Genomic DNA, 281 nt, shown 5'->3' with positions numbered 1-281 from the left:
TCGATTTTGTCATTTTGAATATCTTGATGACCTGGCACTTCTGTTTTGTAATCAATGTCCCAATAATTACATAAATAAGCTAATACACGTGCCATATTATCTAATGACTTACGAGAACGTTCTTGACTACTAGGGAAGTAACTACCTTCCACACCAAATGCTACATCGTTTGCATCAGCGTTATACCATTGGTTGTCAGTTGGTGTATTATATAATACATGCCATGCTTTCTCAGTAACTGGAATACAAACAATACACTCTTTGTCATCGACAAAGATATG

Annotated in this window: 1 protein-coding gene; it reads right to left on the bottom strand. The window is 35.6% G+C overall.

The window, feature by feature from the left end:
- Positions 1–281: N-acetylmuramoyl-L-alanine amidase (locus tag CD147_RS11775; protein ID WP_142382055.1), on the bottom strand; the 281-nt coding region annotated here is incomplete at both ends.

Origin of the sequence: Staphylococcus devriesei, from assembly GCF_002902625.1 — a bacterium.
Taxonomy (GTDB): domain Bacteria; phylum Bacillota; class Bacilli; order Staphylococcales; family Staphylococcaceae; genus Staphylococcus; species Staphylococcus devriesei.
This window is presented reverse-complemented; position numbering and strand designations above follow the sequence as displayed.